This is a genomic window from Pelorhabdus sp. sgz311001, from assembly GCF_055901755.1.
Genome location: NZ_JBVXUT010000002.1, coordinates 69932 through 86666, shown reverse-complemented (window position 1 = coordinate 86666; position 16735 = coordinate 69932). Strand labels below are relative to the sequence as shown.

The 16735-nt window shown below is 44.0% G+C and carries 13 protein-coding genes and 2 other annotated features; of the genes, 9 read left to right on the top strand and 4 right to left on the bottom strand.

Features of this window, described 5'->3' with window-relative positions; genetic code table 11:
* The first annotated feature begins 97 nt into the window (after positions 1 to 97).
* The 5 genes from AC0MXB_RS06475 to AC0MXB_RS06455 all read left to right on the top strand — a co-directional run bounded on the left by AC0MXB_RS06475 (position 98) and on the right by AC0MXB_RS06455 (position 5181).
* Positions 98 to 772 carry a response regulator transcription factor gene (locus tag AC0MXB_RS06475; RefSeq protein WP_474038828.1) on the top strand — a complete coding sequence of 225 codons (675 nt, stop codon included), beginning with the start codon at positions 98 to 100 and terminating at the stop codon, positions 770 to 772.
* Complete coding sequence (locus tag AC0MXB_RS06470) at positions 762 to 2054, top strand: sensor histidine kinase (protein ID WP_474038827.1); 1293 nt, start codon at positions 762 to 764, stop codon at positions 2052 to 2054. The genes AC0MXB_RS06475 and AC0MXB_RS06470 overlap by 11 nt, the downstream gene beginning before the upstream one ends.
* 71 nt (positions 2055 to 2125) lie before the next feature.
* Complete coding sequence (locus tag AC0MXB_RS06465; protein ID WP_474038826.1) at positions 2126 to 2953, top strand: hypothetical protein; 828 nt, start codon at positions 2126 to 2128, stop codon at positions 2951 to 2953.
* Between the two features lie 141 nt (positions 2954 to 3094).
* Positions 3095 to 3517, top strand: a complete 423-nt coding sequence (locus AC0MXB_RS06460; protein ID WP_474038825.1) for a universal stress protein — start codon at positions 3095 to 3097, stop codon at positions 3515 to 3517.
* A gap of 75 nt (positions 3518 to 3592) precedes the next feature.
* Positions 3593 to 3823: a binding site (T-box leader), on the top strand.
* 80 nt (positions 3824 to 3903) lie between these two features.
* A complete protein-coding gene (locus AC0MXB_RS06455; RefSeq protein ID WP_474038824.1) occupies positions 3904 to 5181 on the top strand; it encodes an MFS transporter in 1278 nt (425 codons plus the stop codon).
* 7 nt (positions 5182 to 5188) lie between these two features.
* On the opposite strand, the gene AC0MXB_RS06450 is transcribed toward AC0MXB_RS06455, so the two are convergent.
* The gene (locus tag AC0MXB_RS06450) at positions 5189 to 7102 is read right to left on the bottom strand and encodes a sigma 54-interacting transcriptional regulator (RefSeq protein WP_474038823.1); all 1914 of its coding nucleotides are present in this window, start codon (positions 7100 to 7102) and stop codon (positions 5189 to 5191) included.
* A gap of 247 nt (positions 7103 to 7349) precedes the next feature.
* Between AC0MXB_RS06450 and garD the strand changes: the two genes are divergently transcribed.
* The 3 genes from garD (at position 7350) to AC0MXB_RS06435 (ending at position 11735) form a co-directional block, all read left to right on the top strand.
* Positions 7350 to 8882, top strand: coding sequence for a galactarate dehydratase (garD, locus tag AC0MXB_RS06445; protein WP_474038822.1), 1533 nt, complete (start codon positions 7350 to 7352; stop codon positions 8880 to 8882).
* Between the two features lie 289 nt (positions 8883 to 9171).
* Entirely contained in the window at positions 9172 to 10485 is a 1314-nt protein-coding gene (locus AC0MXB_RS06440) for an amidohydrolase (protein WP_474038821.1), read from the top strand.
* A gap of 68 nt (positions 10486 to 10553) precedes the next feature.
* Positions 10554 to 11735 carry an MFS transporter gene (locus AC0MXB_RS06435; protein ID WP_474038820.1) on the top strand — a complete coding sequence of 394 codons (1182 nt, stop codon included), beginning with the start codon at positions 10554 to 10556 and terminating at the stop codon, positions 11733 to 11735.
* A gap of 15 nt (positions 11736 to 11750) precedes the next feature.
* Here AC0MXB_RS06435 and AC0MXB_RS06430 read toward each other — a convergent pair whose 3' ends face one another.
* The 3 genes from AC0MXB_RS06430 to AC0MXB_RS06420 form a co-directional block, all read right to left on the bottom strand.
* On the bottom strand, positions 11751 to 13037 hold the full coding sequence (locus AC0MXB_RS06430; RefSeq protein WP_474038819.1) for an MFS transporter: 1287 nt from the start codon (positions 13035 to 13037) through the stop codon (positions 11751 to 11753).
* A 65-nt stretch (positions 13038 to 13102) separates the two neighbouring features.
* Positions 13103 to 13298: a binding site (T-box leader), on the bottom strand.
* Between the two features lie 178 nt (positions 13299 to 13476).
* Positions 13477 to 13953: a chemotaxis protein CheW gene (locus AC0MXB_RS06425; RefSeq protein ID WP_474038818.1), complete on the bottom strand. Its 477-nt coding sequence runs from the start codon at positions 13951 to 13953 to the stop codon at positions 13477 to 13479.
* Positions 13954 to 13988: 35 nt separating this feature from the next.
* Positions 13989 to 15035, bottom strand: coding sequence for a PocR ligand-binding domain-containing protein (locus tag AC0MXB_RS06420; protein ID WP_474038817.1), 1047 nt, complete (start codon positions 15033 to 15035; stop codon positions 13989 to 13991).
* A 329-nt stretch (positions 15036 to 15364) separates the two neighbouring features.
* Between AC0MXB_RS06420 and AC0MXB_RS06415 the strand changes: the two genes are divergently transcribed.
* Entirely contained in the window at positions 15365 to 16702 is a 1338-nt protein-coding gene (locus AC0MXB_RS06415; RefSeq protein WP_474038816.1) for a GTP cyclohydrolase, read from the top strand.
* Positions 16703 to 16735 lie beyond the last annotated feature (33 nt).

Genomic DNA, 16735 nt, shown 5'->3' with positions numbered 1-16735 from the left:
AGCGACAGGAAAAAGATGAAAATAGTAGAATTATAAGAAGACAGAACAGGACGATAAATTTTTACATGGACGTAGCGGACAAAAGAAGGTATCCCGATTGAATTTGTTATTAGTTGAAGATGATGAGAATTTGTTAGAAGCTTTGGCACATCTTTTGCGGGAAGTAGGCTATTCTGTTGATTTGGCTCGCAATGGGAAGATCGGAGCGGAAATGGCTTTAATTGGCGATTATGATGTAATGGTTCTTGATCGTATGCTGCCTGAAATGGATGGCTTGGCTTTATTAAAGGAAATTCGGCAATGGGGTAAAGATATGCCTGTCTTATTTCTAACAGCGAAGGATTCGCCGCAAGATCGGGTAGAAGGTCTTGACGCTGGCGCTGATGATTATTTAGTGAAGCCCTTTTTTACGGAAGAGCTGCTCGCAAGACTTCGCGTGTTAACTAGGCGGAAAGGAAAGGGCGCTGTTGGCGAAGTGATTGAAGTGGCGGGGTTGATTCTAGATCCTTTGCGCAATGAAGTGAGAAAAGGCGATCAATTTTTTCAACTAACGGTCAAGGAAGTAGCGTTACTAGAACTTTTGATGGTTAACTACAAGAAAGTTGTAACCCGCGAATGTATTATTGATAAAATTTGGGGCTATAATTCGGAAATTGATGTAGCTAGTATTGATGTATATATTCACTTTTTGCGCAAAAAACTCCATTTGAAAAATATTAAGACAATACGCGGCGTCGGCTATTGTCTGCAGGAGGCGGGGGATGTTTCATAGACTTCGTCTTAAGTTGACCTGCATTAATGCTTTTATTATTTTTAGTTTGTTTTTACTACTTATGGCTGGCGCCTATTTGTTTGTTCAATGGGATATGGAACGACGAACCAATGAAGTTGCCAGTCATATGATCCATGATATTCAATCGGGTGTTTTGATGGATGATTTTTCCCAGCGACGACCGCCCGAACATTTTGAAGGTGCCCCGCCGCCGTTAGCGCCATTAGGTCCGCCGCCGCCGGGACCGCCTCAAGGAAAAAATTTTTTCTTCGCCGTAGAAGCGGCTGGAGGGGAGCTCTTATTTCAATCTTCTGGCGCCTTAGAGCAAGATAAGATGCTGCTATTAATTGGGAAAATAAAGCAGGAAGCTTTCGTAACTGGGCAGTGTTCTTTGGATCAGACCATGTATTCCTATTGGCAGGCGTCCATTCCACTTTATGGCGCTTCGCCAGAGGCAAAGCTTTTTTTATTTTATGATTTATCGCATGATCGACATGTGTTGCAGATGATATTAATTACTTTTTTGTCTGTGGGAGCGATTTGTACACTCTTGTCGTTTGGGGCTAGTTTTTTTTTGGCGAATCGGGCCATGGTGCCTATTGTGAAAGCTTGGCAGCAACAGCGGGATTTTTTATCAGATGCATCTCATGAACTCCGGACACCTTTGACGGTGATACAAACGAATTTAGCTATTTTGGCGAGAAATCAGGATTGTACGATTGCTAGCCAAAGTAAATGGTTTGGCCATATTCGAACAGAGTGTGACGCAATGGCGGAGCTTGTGAACGGCTTGCTTTTTTTAGCCAGAGCAGATGCTAATCAGAATATACTAGACTGTCGTTCCTTTGATTTACAAGCGACAGTACGGCGTGCTGTGCTGCCCTTTGAGACGCTTGCAGCGGAAAAAGAAATTGTTTTTTCGCTGCAGGCAGAGGAAGCAGTTTCTTTCTATGGCGACGCTGGGCGATTGCGACAGGTTATTACCATTTTACTTGATAATGCGTTGCGCCATACGCCGCCGGGTGGAACGATTCAAGTTGCCTTGCAGAAACAGGCGGACCAATTGAGGTTGACAGTCAAAGATACTGGGACGGGCATCGGTGAGGAACATCTTACTAAAATTTTTGATCGTTTTTATCAGGCCGATCCATCACGTAATGCTGGCGGCGCCGGATTAGGTCTGGCTATTGCGAAAATGATTGTGACAAGTCATGGCGGTAAGATTTGGGTTGATAGTGAATTAGGGCAGGGAACTTTATTTATCATCGAACTTCCTTCTTAATTTGATTTTAAGAATCTGTTTCGATAAAGATAGGTGAGGCAGGTTGTTTTACAACATAAGGAGGTTTTTTGATGAATATTTCTTCTGTCAACGATACAGCGAGTCTGTATTATCGCCGTCATCACAAAACAACAGCGAATTCTAGTGATAGTGCGGCAAGCAATACAACGAGTAGTACGACAAGTGTCGCAAATACTGCAAGCCAGGATAGTACAGCTGCGCAGGCTTTTTTTTCCAGTCTGATGAGTCAAAGTATTTTGCCAATCAATGCGAGTGATTCGTCTAGCTCGGAAACGACTGACAGCAATTCCCTTACGGTAGTCGCCGCTACTTCTTCAAGTAGTACTAGCACGACTACGTTATCCTTAAAAGATTTTCTTGATAAAGTGAAAAATGGAACCGTGACAGACTCGGACCTTAGTACCATGCAAAGTGAACTTGCGGCTATTGAAGGAGAGTCTGGCAATGGTCTGATGCCGCCAATGCCGCCGGAGCCACCAGCTTCTAATCGTGAATCGACTTTGCAAACGACGACTAGCAATTCTTCAAGTAGTACCAGCACGACTACGTTATCCTTAAAAGATTTTCTTGATAAAGTAAAAAGTGGAACCGTGACAGATTCGGATCTTAGTACTATGCAAAGTGAACTTGCTACTATAATGAATGTAACGGGTCAGAATATGGTTCCCCCGCCCCCGCCGCCAGAAGATCAAGAGTCTGCCGTTACTGGAGTAGCTGCTACTGATTCGAGTACAAGTTCTTCTGATGACTCAACTCTGAGTTCTTCCACTAACGCTACTTCGGCGACGCTTGCGGCTTGGCGCAGCCAAATTTCTGATTCTTACTTGCAAAATAGTTATTACTTTGATCCTTCGAAGGGGTTTGACGCGAAATCCTAAAGAAAACTGCCTGCCTCAATTGTTGTAATTATTATGAATTTGTAAACGGAAAAAATTGTCGAATAGAATAATTCGCTGTATAATAAGAATGAGGGAAGAAACTGTTTCAATCCCCATAAAGGCAAAAGGGAGGGTTCTGCGATGGCAGGAAAAAAACTAATTGTCGCTTATGATGGATCAACTGACAGTAAGAAGGCCTTAACAATGGCTGTTGATTATGCCAAGGAAATAACAAGTGAAATTTACATTTTGTCGGTCTACGATGTGCATTATGCCTTGGCTGACGGCGCTTACTACAGCGAATTTGCTAAAGAAAGCGAACAGGCTTTTGAAGAGAAAATGACTTTAGGTAAAAAGTTTTGTGAAGAACAAGGAATTGTTGTAACAACAGAAGTCTTGCAAGGCGATCCCGCTGATGAAATTATTAAATATGCTCGTCGACAAAAGGCCGATTTGATCATTACAGGTACGCGAGGTCTTGGCGGTTTTGCCCAACTGCTACTAGGAAGTGTAGCGCATCGCTTAGTTACCTATTCGCCAATACCTGTGCTTGTGGTAAAATAGATCAATAAATTAGTGTTGACAATTTTGCTTTGAAAAGCTAGAATATCATTAACACTTGTAATGTGTGTAATATTGTAATAGGCAATGAACGGAAATAGTAAAGGGAAGAAGAGTTTGCAGAGAGCCAGGGGGTGGTGAAACCTGGTAACTTACTTGTCTTGAACTCGTCCGTGAGCTGCTGCCCGAATTAGTAGGGTTAGCCGGGGTTCCCCCGTTATAGGGATAGACGGTGTTAGCCGTTGAAGAAGCGGGTTCAGTTTGTTTGAGCCAATTAGAGTGGTACCACGAGTAGCCTCCGTCTCTAGAATGAGACGGAGGCTTTTTGACGTCTTTACGGAGTTTTAGAAAAGAGTGTGCTTAACAACAAGGAAAAGAGGGATGTAATTATGCAGGAAATGAGTGGAAAAGCAGACAAAAATCAAAAATGGATTATGTTGTTTTTATTGTGGCTTATGTTTTTTGTGGCTTATTTAGATCGTGTCAATATTGCCGTAGCCGGGCCGACTATGATGAAAGAACTAGGAATGAGTCCGCTGGTTTTTGGCAGTGTCTTATCGGCTTTTACTTTTGGCTATGCTCTTACACAGATTCCCGGTGGTTTTTTAGCTGATAAATTTGGCGCTAAACGTATGCTTGTGATTGCACTTGTCTGGTGGTCAATTTTTACAGGCGTTACGGGACTTGTTTCTTCGGTGACTTCCTTAATTGCTGTTCGGGTGCTCTTTGGTATTGGTGAAGGCTTAGGCATTGGCGCTCAGTTTAAGTTAGTAGGCGATTTTTTTTCTTCTAAGGAGCGATCTTCAGCCAATGCTTTGTTTTTGACGGCTTTGGCGATGGGCCCTGCTTTCGTAGCACCTTTGGCCAGCTATCTGATTGGGATTCTCGGTTGGCGGGAACTTTTTCTCTGTTTTACCATACCCGGACTCCTTATGGCCTACTTATTTCACCGTTTTACACCGAAAAATCCGGCTGAAGCAGTACCGGCAGCGGAGATGTCGGAAAATATGGCGTCAGAGCCTAGTAAAGAAAACAGCGCTTCCTGGAAAGACGTACTGGCTTTTCCTACTACCTGGTTGATATTTTTTACTTATATGTCCTTCAATATTGCTTTTTGGGGCTTTATGTTGTGGCTGCCAAGTTATTTGAGTATGAGTCGTCAAATTGCTCTTAAATCTATGGGGATTTATGCATCGCTTCCGTATATGGCTGGCTTCTTTGGTTTGCTTTTTCTCGGTTGGCTTGGCAGTAAGCCGCTTTATCGCTATCGGGCTGCTTTGATTTCTGTGAGCTACTTGATTGCCGGAATTGCGCTTTATGTAGCCTTTATTCAGGAAACTGCCATGGATTGTCTGATGGCTCTGTCTTGTGCCGGTTTTTTTCTTTATGGTGGTTTTGGTCCGTTCTGGGCTGTCGTACTTGATCATATCCCTGAACAATTTCGGGCAACTTTAAGCGGTTTCGTGAATTTTGGCGGTCAGATCGGCGGCTTTTTAGCGCCAATTATTGTCGGCGCTATTGTGTCGACCACAGGATCGTTTTTGGGGGGCTTTTTGTTTATGACTGGCGGATTAGTGACGGCGTCGGTGCTGCTTTTGGTATTGCAGATACTAGGCAGCCGCAAAATAAAGCGAGAAGAAAAGGTGAACATAGTGCTAGAACACTAGGCGTTGCTTAGTAGTTTTTTATCACTTCAATGCGATAGTTTTTTAATTTACGATACAAGGTACTACGGTCTATTTGTAAGAGGGCGGCGGCCTGCGTGATGTTGGAATGACATTGCAGTAGAGCCGCTTCGATTTTTTCTTTTTCACTGAGGGGAGCTTGAGCGATTGTCGGCGCGATTGGCACAAGAATGTCTTCTGGTCCTTCCCAGTATTTTTGAATGGTTTTTCCTGATATATTTACTTCATTGCAAATGATAACAAGACGTTCAATGAAATGCATAAGTTCGCGCACATTGCCTGGCCAAGTGTAATTTTCTAAGGTTTCATAGGCATCTGTTGTCATAATAAGCTGTTTGCCATGAGTGAGATTGTAGCGGTTTAGGAAATATTTCGCGAGGATTTTAATATCGCCCGTACGGCGACGCAGTGGCGGCAGTTTTAGGGTGAGGACTTTCAGGCGATAATAAATGTCTTGGCGAAACTCGCCTTTCTGTACTAGTGCGAGCAAATCTTTATTCGTCGCCGCAATAATTCGTACATCTACAGGGATGTATTTATCATCGCCGAGACGCATAACTTGTTTTTCCTGCAGGACGCGCAGCAACCGGCTTTGACCATAACGATCCATTTCGGATATTTCATCAAGGAAGATGGTGCCTTTATGGGCCATTTCAAAGAGGCCTTGCTTGCCCTTCTTGGTAGCGCCGGTAAAGGCTCCTTCTACATAGCCGAAAAGCTCGCTTTCTAAAAGATTTGGCGGCAGACCGGCACAATTTACGGCCACAAAGGGGCCGTTTTTTCTTTGGCTTTGATTGTGGATGCTTTGTGCAAATAATTCTTTGCCTGTTCCGGATTCACCGGAGATGAGTACGCTGGCGCTGGTTGGCGCCATTTCCTGGGCAATTCGCTTTATTTCTGACAGGGCCGAGGAATTACCTAAAATAGCGGCAAAGTGGTACTTAGCAGTCAGTCGCTTGGCTAGAACTTCATTGCGGATTTTAGCTTCCATCTCTTGGATTCGCGTAATATCTTGAAAAGTTAGGATTGTCCCCGTGAGTTGACGATCTACAATAATAGGGGCTGCATTTAAGCTGATCCAGGCGGGCCCGATTTTGATAATCTGACCGATTAGTTCCTGATTTTCAGCGACTGCCGTCTGAAAAGGTTCTAGTTGAGCAACCTTGTTAAGGTCTTGTCCCAAAACCTCGGTGGCAGATATATTTAGCAGACGTTCGGCTGTAGGATTAAATACGGTAATTTCATTGTGACTGTTCATACCAATAATGCCCTCAGCGGAATAGTCAATTAAAACTTTTAAGCCTTGAGCGCGTTCTTTTTCAATTTTGCGGCCTTGGCGAATTTTTTGCGCTTCCATAAAGGCGGATTTTAAGGCAAAATTGCCAGAACGAACTAATAGGGAGGGGAGTCCCTGTTTTTTTGCTAATAGTACGGTTTTAATGCCGCCAACGACAATATCAGCTTGATCCTTAGCGGCTGCTTCGATTTTTTCCGAGATATCGTCTGTTTCGCTTAAGGGGTAAATGATCAGGTTAATACCAATAATACGCGACAGACCTGCTAAATCATGGGACATATTGCTAAAGGCGACTAAAGCAACTTTCGGCTGAGTCAGGCCAGTGATTTTTTTGGCCTCATAGAGAACTTGTGCTAAGTCTTGGCCAGTAATGGGGATTTCAGCAACGGGAATGTTGATGTGCGAATCAATGATGACTTTGGCAGTACCGCCGCGGCAGACAATAACATCAACATCGCTTGTTTCTAGTTTCTTAGCTAGCCGTATGCCGCGGCGCAAACGAGCCAGATATACATCGACATCCTGTTCTAAAGCGAGTTCGCGGATGATTTTTTTCCCTTGGAGAAATAACTGTTTATCAGGGGCGATAAAAGCGATTTTAGACATCGAAAGAGGCTCCCTTATGATTTTTCTTCATTGTATAACGAGATAGCATAGAGTGCAACAGTTGTAGCAATAGTTTGCTGCGATTGTTGTGGACATTTTAGAACTTTTTAAGATAATTCGTAAAATTGCCTTGCATTCCGCTATTTTTAAAATTGGCATGCGATTTGCAATAATAAGTGCTGACGATTTATTTGTTGGGTGCAGCGAAAAATCGATGGAATACTTGCCAGTAAGGAGAGGAACAGAGATGTCCGAACTTGTATGTTCAACAGAAAAACCCTTGTATATCAAGATTCATGATGATGATAATGTTGCAATTATTGTAAATTCCGGCGGCTTGCCAGCTGGTACAAAATTACCTGGCGGCATTGTACTTACAGAAGCAATTCCCCAAGGGCACAAAGTGGCTTTGAAGGATTTGGCCAAAGGCGATGAAATCATCCGCTACGGCGAAGTAATCGGCTATGCCCTGCAAAGTATTGTCCAAGGAAGCTGGATTGAAGAGTCGCTAGTAGAGCTGCCGACAGCGCCTCTGCTCAGTGAATTGCCTCTGGCTAATAAAGTACCGAAAGATTTGCCAGCTTTAACAGGCTATACTTTTGCAGGCTATCGGAATGTTGACGGATCGGTTGGTACTAGAAACATTTTAGGAATCGCTACAAGCGTTCAGTGTGTTGTTGGCGTGGTAAACCAGGCTGTAAAGCAGATTAAAGCCCAACTGTTGCCCAAGTATCCTCACGTCGATGATGTCATGGTAATCAATCATAATTACGGCTGCGGCGTAGCGATTAATGCCCCTGAAGCTGTTGTGCCAATCCGTACACTGCAAAATTTAGCCGCTCATCCTAATTTTGGCGGCCAAATGATTGTAGTCGGCCTCGGCTGTGAAAAATTGCAGCCAGAGCGGGTTCTGCCTGACGCTGAGGCAGATACGATTATTCTTCAGGAGCAGAAGGGCTTTGCCGCCATGGTAGCGGAAATTGTCCGTTTGGCTGAAACCAAATTAGCAATCCTCAACGAACGGCGGCGGACGACTTGCCCGGCGGCGGATTTGGTTATTGGTATGCAGTGCGGCGGCAGTGACGCTTTTTCTGGTGTCACAGCGAATCCGGCGGTAGGCTATGCTTCTGATCTCTTAGTGCGCGCTGGCGCTACGGTGCTTTTCTCGGAAGTGACGGAAGTACGTGACGCGATTCACCTATTAACGCCAAGAGCAGTCAATGAAGAAGTCGGACGAGCTCTTTTGGCGGAGATGGAGTGGTATGATTATTATTTAGCGCTAGGCGAAGCCGACCGCAGCGCAAATCCGGCGCCTGGTAATAAAAAAGGCGGCTTAGCTAATGTAGTGGAAAAATCTTTAGGCTCTATTGCTAAATCAGGTAGTAGTGCGATTTGCGGTGTTCTAAAGCCTGGTGAAAAAGTAACAGAAAAAGGCTTAATTTATGCGGCGACTCCTGCTAGTGATTTTGTGTGCGGTACGCTGCAACTGGCTTCAGGGATTCATATGCAAATTTTTACGACAGGACGGGGAACGCCATATGGCTTACAGCTTGTACCTGTTGCCAAAGTGGGAACACGCAACTTTTTAGCTGAGCAGTGGCCTGACTTGATTGATGTGAATGCCGGCAGAATTGCTACTTGTGAGGCCACAATTGAAGAAGTGGGCTGGGAGATTTTCCGTTTGATTTTAGCTGTAGCCAGCGGTGAAAAACAAACTTGGGCGCAAAAGTGGGAGCTTTATAATGATCTCTGCTTGTTTAATCCAGCTCCTGTGACCTGATTTTTTCTAAAACAAGAGAATGAAAGGACGTTTTGCATGAATACGGCAGGCGCTCTTTCTTATTTGTTCATTGTCGGTGATATGAAGCGGGTAGAATTTGATCATCTGAAATAAAGCGTATTTATAACAGCAAAAAAACGTCGTACTAAGTAGCTTAGTGCGGCGTTTTTGCTTTATAGCGATACTGTGCAACTAGTAAAACGAGGGAACAGGAGATTTTTTGATCCTGACGAAGTAAGAGAGTACATTGTAAGAGAATATATTCGCTTGAAGGAGAGGGATTTTTGTTATGGGACAGGCCTGTGTAGAATTAGCGAAAGCTTTATCGGAAAAAACAATTGCGCGGCGGCGTGATTTTCATAAATACCCCGAAACCGCTTGGACGGAGTTTCGTACAGCGGCTTTGATTGCTGATGTTTTGACGGATTTAGGTTATGAAGTACAAGTTGGCGCCGAAGTGGTGAACGAAGCAGCGATGATGGGAGTTCCATCTTCCGAAGAATTGGAGCGCTGCCGCCAGCGCGCTTTGGCGGAAGGCGCTAAAGAACAATGGGTTGCCAAAATGACTGGCGGTAAAACAGGCGTTGTCGGCACTTTGTCTTTTGCAAAGCCTGGTCCGACGGTGGCGCTGCGTTTTGATATGGATGCCAATGATTTATCGGAAGTAGCAGAGCTAGACCATAGGCCCTATGCCGAAGGGTTCGCTTCAATCCATCAGGGAGCTATGCATGGTTGCGGTCATGATGGACATAGCGCTATCGGTCTTGCTGTAGCGGAAATTTTAAAATCGCTTGCCAGTCAGCTCGCTGGACAGGTTAAGCTTATTTTCCAGCCAGGTGAAGAGGGCGTTAGAGGCGCTAAGTCAATGGTGGCAGCAGGCGTTGTTGATTCTGTCGATTCTATTTTAGGGATGCATTTAGGTGTTTCTTTAACAAAGTTAGGACAACTCAGTTATAAGACGGACGGTTTTTTTGCTACAACGAAAATAGATGCTTTGTTTCAAGGCAAAGCGGCTCATGCCGGCGGGGCGCCGGAACAGGGTGCTAATGCGCTTGTAGCGGCAGCGACAGCGTTATTGAATCTTCAGGCGCTATCACGGCATAGTCAGGGTGATTCCCGCGTAAATGTGGGGGTGCTTAGCGGCGGCAGTGGGCGCAATGTAATTCCGGATCAGGCTTTTTTGGCCTTAGAAGTACGTGGCGAGACGAGTGAAGTCAATCAATTTATGAAGGAGCGTGTCTTGCATATACTCGAAGGGGCGGCCATGATGCAAGGTGTTACGGTTGAGCACAAAGAAATGGGCAGTGCCGCTGGCTGCCGTAATGATGAAGCCTTGGCGAAACAGGTGGAAACAGCGGCTGTAGCAACTGGTCTATTTGACGAAGTGACCGCAGCGAATGCTGGCGGCGGCAGTGAAGATTTTACCTATTTCATGGAAGGTGTACAGGCTCACGGCGGTCAAGCAGTTTATACTATGGTCGGAACCGAATTGGCGGCGCCGCATCATAATGGGAGATTTGATTTTAACGAAGCGGCTTTATGGCGAGCTGCCGCTTTTTTGAGCACGACCGTTTGTCAATTACTACAATCAGAGAAACAGTAAAAGCAGCGGGATCTCATTGCTATTTTTCTTCCCTTATGGCATAATAACCAGGAAATGGGGGAGAATTTATGTTTGCAATGCTTTCCAGTATGCCACGGCAAATTTGGGCAATTGCTCTAGGCCACGGCGTTACTGATTTATCACCAGGGGCGCTTTATGTAGCGTTGCCGTTTTTTAAAGCGCAGCTTGGGCTGACTTATGCTGAAACAAGCATGATTGTGCTGATTCAAAATATAACCGCTTCTTTATCACAGCCTATTTTTGGCTATTTTTCGGACCGTACATCCCGTCCGTGGATTATGCCGATAGGCTGTATTCTTTCTGGACTGGCACTGTTAGCTTCTTTGCTGGTAGAGAATTATTTTGCTGTGCTTGTGTGTACCGCTGTAAGCGGTTTAGGAAATGCGGCGTTTCACCCGGAAGCGGCGAAAATCGTGAATCGCTTAAGTGGTCGTTCTTTAGGCAAAGGGGCGAGCTTATTTAGTGTTTGGGGGAATTTCGGTGTCGCCCTTGGAACGCTCTTAATGGCTTTTTTATTAGGACAACAAAACAGGGCTTACTTCTATATTTATGCAATTCCTGTCTTGCTGTGTGGCGCACTATTAATGCAGGTAACGCGAACCTTGCCACCGCTTGCTACGACGAAGAAACGGGCGGCCCTTACTGTAAAAACGGCGATTCAGTGGCCGGTTTTTGCTTTATTGGGGATGGTTGCCGCTAGGGCGACGGTGTCTTCGGGGATTAGCGCCTTTGTTCCCTTGTATTATGTTTCTTATTTACAAGGAAGCACTTTTTATGCCAGCTCGCTGTTGACAGTCTATATGATTTTTGGCGCGCTCGGAACAGTTTTTGGCGGATTTATGAGTGATCGTTATGGTAGTAAGCGGGTAATGCTTTGTTCCATTTTACCAGTCGCGCCGCTTATGTATCTTTTTTCCTATTCGAGTGATTGGTGGCCTTTTGTGATTCTAGGGTTAGTCAGTATTTTATTGACGGCTACCTTCACTAGCAGTTTAGTGCTTATTCAGAAAATGATGCCAGGCAATGTTGCTTTGGCGTCAGGCTTGAATCTTGGTTTTAGTGTAGGACTTGGTACGCTTGGCGTTCTTTTTTTAGGACGCGTCGCTGATACGTGGGGCATGCCGCTCATTTTTACGATTTTGTCCCTGTTGCCGCTCATTGCTTTTGTTTTGACTGTGTTTATTGAGGAACCCGATCGTTCTACCGAAAAAAATAGTCGCCTTGTATAATACAAGGCGCTATTTTTATGATAAAATCTCTTGATAGGTTTTTTTGTCAGTCGCTGGGGTAATCGCTAAATCAGGTTCCACAGCCAACCAGGCCAAAATACCGATTACAGCTGATCCCGCTGTGGCGAGTAAGGTAAATTGCCAACCATAGTTTGTAGCAATCCAGGCTGTAGCAATCGGCGCCACGACGCCGCCTACATTGCCGCAAAAATTCATCCAGCCAGCCACAGAGCCGGAATATACGCCGCCTAAATCCATGCAAGCAGGCCAGGAAGTGGAGAATGTGAGTCCTAAAGAACCGAGAGATAAGCTGAGATATAAGACGTTGATCCAGGGCGTTGCCGCTTGAGAAGCGAAATACATAAAAATGGCACAGCCGCCTAAGCCAGTCATCGCAAACCAAGAACGACATTTGTTTTTGGCTATGCCTTTGGCGACAAGATGATCACTGCAGAAGGCTGAGCCCATATTAACAAGGAATAGAGCAACCCAAGGCAGGGAAGCGCCGATGCCCATTTGAGCCAGGGAGAAATGTTGTGCTTCCATTAGATAGAGAGGCAGCCAAGATAGGTAGACATACATAATATAGGCTGTAATAAAGTATTGAATACCAATCGCCCAAAACTGGCGGGATTTTAAAAAATGCTTCCAGGGAGCGACGCGGTTACTATTTCCTAAAGAGCGATTACCGCCGATAATATAGTTCTTTTCTGCTTCATTCGCAAAATGGCTTTCTGCTGGATGATTGTAAGCTGTCAGATACCAGAGAACAGAAAGGGCGACGCCTAAAACGCCTAAAATATAGAAAACAGAGCGCCAGCCAAGCGTCATGATGAGCAGTACCGTAAAAGCTGAACCAAGCATTGGCCCGACGAAAGCGCCGCCGCTCATGAAAGCAGAAGCCTTAGCTTTTTCACTGTCGTGAAACCAGCGAGAAATAAAAACACTTAAAGCCGGGAATAAGGGACCTTCGCCAATGCCAACTAAGGTGCGGACTAAGGCAAAGGCAAAAAAGTTTTGACACAAACCGGTAAAGACTGTGAACACGGACATGCACAGCGTAGCTATCGCTACAATCCGACGATGACGGAAAAATTCAGCCAGCATGCCGCCAGGAATTTGCATTAAGGCGTAGCCTGCAAAGAAGAGAGTTTGAAGCAGTCCCACATCTACCTTCGTGAAACCGAATTCCTGCATAAGCGATGGGGTTGCTGCTGATAAAATTACACGATCAATATAGGCAGTGAAGCTAATGATAAACATAATGAGTGCCAGAATCCAGCGGAAACGGGAAGTTCTCATAATTACACCATCCTTTTTTTGTTAAGAAATACAAAAAGCCCCTATTGACAAGTCGTTAACTTGCCAATAGGGGCGAATATTTCGCGGTACCACCCTACCTTGGGCTCAAGTCCTATAACGCGAGAGAGCGCAACCGCCTACTAAAGTTCAGCAGTTGAATTCCTGGGGGAGAATTGCCAAGAAGCTTTGTACCGATTTACACCAACCATCGGTTCTCTGTGACCAAAGATCTTTTGACTTTTTCCCAGTCATTATTTTTAGCAAAATTCTATTCGTAATGGAAAGAACCATACAGGCTTGCAAGCGATGCTGTAATAGTGTAACTTATTGTTGCACGAATAGAAGGTGTTTGTCAAGAGAAATATATAACTTAGCAACTCTATTTTGGCAAAGATTCGATTCTTGACTTTACATAAGGCCTACGTTAAGGGAATTAAGTTCAGTTTACAGCGCTAGATTTTTTCTCGATGTTTTCTAGCAAATCATGATCATTAGTCGATAGAATTAGAGAAGAATCTAGTATGATAATGAGTCGTTCATTTACTTTGCCAATTCCTCGTATGTAATTAGAATGTACGCCAGTAACAAAGCCTGGTGGTGGCTGAATATCATCATTTTCCAGTTTAACAATATCAGTGACTTCATCTACGACAAATCCCGTTGTTATTTGATTTGCACTTAACATAATAAATTTACTATCTTCAGAAAGTTCTCGGTGATTTAAGCCGAATTTTGCTCGCAAATTAAAGATGTAGCTGATATTACCGCGTAAATTTATCATTCCTTCTAGTACGGAGTCGGTTCCCGGTAATTTTTGAATCGAAAATTTTTTGGATCGAAGTATACCGTTCACATCAGAAATATCAAGACCGTATTCGTGCTCGTCTAAAGTAAAGACAACTAATTGAGCGCTCACTTTTTTGCCCCCTTTCATATCGGCGAAACTAATTGTTAACGATGACGCGCAAGGTCAGTTAATTTTTCTATTAATAGTGTGATGTCTTGAACACTTGCAGTCACTTGTTCGATGGCAGCAGCTTGTTGTTCAATTGTTGATGTAGTTTCACTACTCATACTTACTGTCTTATCAACAGATTCTTTAATAATTCCAGTCAATTCTTTAATTTTTCCCACTGTTTGTTTTGAGTCGCCAGATAGATTTCGAATTTCTTGCGCCACAACACTAAAACCTAGGCCTGCTTCTCCGGCTCTGGCCGCTTCGATGGCTGCATTTAAACCGAGTAAACGGGTTTCATCAGCAATATCTTTAATAAACTCCATAACTTCATCAATTTTACCAGTGACCGTATTGACATTTTTGATTTCCTTATTTAGATCAGATTGATTTTCGCTAACGGAAGTTGCCGAAGCGGCTAGTTCTTCCATAGTTGCCGAAATTTGGTGAGCTTGGTCAGAAAGGGTGTCGACGGCAACTTTTAATTGAAGCTGTTGATAAGCTGCTTGAGACATACTATTTGCTACAATAAAAAGAACATTGGCCGCAGCTTCTACCGCTTCTTTTGTAAGAATCTTGGCTTCTTGTGTTACTTTGACGTATTCATCTTCATCAACACCGATTTCGCGGGCTACTTTTCGGTTTTTTTCTTCTTCTATGGGAGAGAACAGTACTTGTCCGCCAAGAATTGTGCCAATCAATCTACCTTCTAACAGGATCGGGGCGGCAAAATCAATCATCCCAGAATGACATTCAAACACATAGGGTTTACCAAGTCGCACGGCCTCTTCGCCGCCTTTACGATGCGAAATCGCACAGCGTTGGTCGCCGCTTTCTGAAGAGTGGGTCATGTCACAGCGTTTAATATACCGACTTGGTCTTGTAACGGGATTGCCATCAGGATCAACTGTAACACTTGCCAATCCGACTCCGGTGGCAAAATCGTCTTGGAATTTCTGCAGAAAATCAATGTCGATTACATCAGTCAACTTTATTGATGCGATATCGATGGAAAGATTATTGTTTTCAATTGTAGTTTTCATATGTTTCCTCCAACCTTCATAATATATTTTTTAAGGCAAAACTAATATAAGACAGATGAGTCTCATATACAACTGGTAAAAAAATGCATTGAAGTCGAAAAATGCTGAATAAAGAAAAATATTGCAATAGAATAATAACAGAAGAAAGAAAGGAAGTCAAATGTTTTTGTGAGAATATTTTGAATGCTTTCGGGGCTGATAACTGATTATGCTACTTTTTGCTGGTTAGTGAGTCATAAACGATAAAATGTAGGATTTTATGATGTAACAATGTATAATATGTATAATATGATCAAAAAAAGATCCTGTTTATGCCGGAAAGCGAGGTCATGATGAATAAAATACGTATGGCTATTATTGGACCATCTGATTCGGCCGCCATGGCCTATGAGGTCGCTTTAGAGCGGACTGACTGCTTGATTCCGCTGTCCTTTGTTTATGAGGATGCCATAGAAGTGGAACAAATTTTAAAAGACCATGCTGATGATTTTGATGTATGTCTGTTTTCCGGCATTGTGCCTTATGAGCGGGCTTTAGCTTTAAAGCTAACTAAGCCGATGTTTTACGTTCCCCATAATGGTTCTAGCTTATATCGAGCCTTATTGCAGATTACGTATATGGAGAAACTGGCTATTGATAGTATCAGCTTTGATACTTTTAGCGAGCAGGAAGTCACGGAAACCTTTCGCGATATTGATTTTCCTTTGCCGAATATGTATATTCATAAATACCAGGGGATTGTACTAGCTAGTGAGCTTACGGAATATCATTATGAATTATGGCGGCAACACAAGACGAAAATAGCCGTGACCTGTATGCTGGCAACTTACAAAAAGCTAAGAAAACTTGGTGTTCCCGCGTTTCGAATTTGGCCAACGCGAAGCAATATCCGGACAACGCTTGATGTGGCGATCCATTCTTTTGAAGCTGAACGCTTTAAGGGAGCGCAAGTAGCGATTCAACATATTTCCCTTGACGATTATGATGATATTGTGCGGGCTAGCTCCAGTTATGCGGCGAAAAAAATTGAACTCAGCCTCTATGAAATTTTGGTAAGCTATGCGCAAGCCTTGCAAGGATCGATTGTGACTCGCGGCGCTGGTCAGTATACATTATACTCAACACGAGGCATTATGGAAGAAATGACAGAAGGCTTTACCATTATTCCTATTTTGGAAGCGATTACCCGGAGCGTCGGGGCGAAAGTGAGCGGGGGAATTGGTTTTGGCGATACGGCTTATGCAGCCGAGGAGAATGCTTTTCGTGCTCTCGGTGCGGCGAAACAGCGCGGCAAGGGGTTGTGGATGGCTGTGACGGATGAAGGCGAAGCAATTGGCCCGTTAAGTTCTGCCATTCATTTAAAATATTCGGTCAGGGCCGATGAGGCTGCTTACCGCAAGCTTGCTGATACTTTGAAAATTAGTGTTACTACAGTTAACAAATTGTTGGCGGCTCTGGATAAACTAGATCGTGACAGGATTATGGCGGATGATTTGGCAGTCTATTTGGCAATTACGCCAAGAAGCGCCAGACGGTTGCTAGCTATGTTGTTGGAACACGGTTTAGCCGAAACGGTTGGTGAAGAGCTGTTAGCAAAGGGGCGCCCACGTAAACTTTATAAAGTAAGAGTCAGTCAATTACTGCAATCTGTGATGACTGTCTCTTGACAAATTGGCAAATTTTTTTTAAACTACAAATAG

Excerpts from the sequence above, each read along its gene's own strand:
- AC0MXB_RS06470 (WP_474038827.1), top strand. The coding sequence starts at position 762 with ATGTTTCATAGACTTCGTCTTAAGTTGACCTGCATTAATGCTTTTATT.
- AC0MXB_RS06465 (WP_474038826.1), top strand. The coding sequence starts at position 2,126 with ATGAATATTTCTTCTGTCAACGATACAGCGAGTCTGTATTATCGCCGT.
- AC0MXB_RS06415 (WP_474038816.1), top strand. The coding sequence starts at position 15,365 with ATGATGAATAAAATACGTATGGCTATTATTGGACCATCTGATTCGGCC.
- AC0MXB_RS06420 (WP_474038817.1), bottom strand. The coding sequence starts at position 15,035 with ATGAAAACTACAATTGAAAACAATAATCTTTCCATCGATATCGCATCA.
- AC0MXB_RS06430 (WP_474038819.1), bottom strand. The coding sequence starts at position 13,037 with ATGAGAACTTCCCGTTTCCGCTGGATTCTGGCACTCATTATGTTTATC.
- AC0MXB_RS06460 (WP_474038825.1), top strand. The coding sequence starts at position 3,095 with ATGGCAGGAAAAAAACTAATTGTCGCTTATGATGGATCAACTGACAGT.
- AC0MXB_RS06450 (WP_474038823.1), bottom strand. The coding sequence starts at position 7,102 with ATGTCTAAAATCGCTTTTATCGCCCCTGATAAACAGTTATTTCTCCAA.
- AC0MXB_RS06435 (WP_474038820.1), top strand. The coding sequence starts at position 10,554 with ATGTTTGCAATGCTTTCCAGTATGCCACGGCAAATTTGGGCAATTGCT.
- garD (WP_474038822.1), top strand. The coding sequence starts at position 7,350 with ATGTCCGAACTTGTATGTTCAACAGAAAAACCCTTGTATATCAAGATT.
- AC0MXB_RS06440 (WP_474038821.1), top strand. The coding sequence starts at position 9,172 with ATGGGACAGGCCTGTGTAGAATTAGCGAAAGCTTTATCGGAAAAAACA.
- AC0MXB_RS06455 (WP_474038824.1), top strand. The coding sequence starts at position 3,904 with ATGCAGGAAATGAGTGGAAAAGCAGACAAAAATCAAAAATGGATTATG.